Origin of the sequence: Mangrovimonas sp. ST2L15 (assembly GCF_001280515.1) — a bacterium.
Lineage (GTDB): Bacteria > Bacteroidota > Bacteroidia > Flavobacteriales > Flavobacteriaceae > Mangrovimonas > Mangrovimonas futianensis.
Window position 1 is genome coordinate 1 of record NZ_LBIQ01000050.1, and the last position, 389, is coordinate 389.

Consider the following 389-nt stretch of genomic DNA (forward strand, 5'->3'; position numbering starts at 1 on the left):
ATGTCACTTACGGTTATATCGGCGACATGCCTGCTTCTGGTGAGTTGACTACTACAGACAACTGTGCTGGTGAGATTACAGCTACTGCTGTAGATAGCATGTACGATACAGATGCTTGTAACATCGTGGTGACCAGAACGTGGACATTTACTGATGCGTGTAACAATTCATCTTCGGTGTCGCAGACCATCACTATTCAAGATACAACAGCTCCGGTTGCTCCTGACGCTCCTGCAGATATCACTTACGAGTGTTGCGGCGACATGCCTGCTGCTGGAGAGTTGGCCGGTTCACATAGCTGTGCTGGTGACTTTACAGCTACTGCTGTGGATAGCATGGACGATACAGATCCTTGTAACATTGTGGTGACCAGAACGTGGACATTCACT

At 48.3% G+C, this 389-nt stretch carries 1 pseudogene; it reads left to right on the top strand.

The features are described from left to right. A pseudogene (locus ZA07_RS16220) lies at positions 1–389 on the top strand (hypothetical protein); the annotation flags it as partial.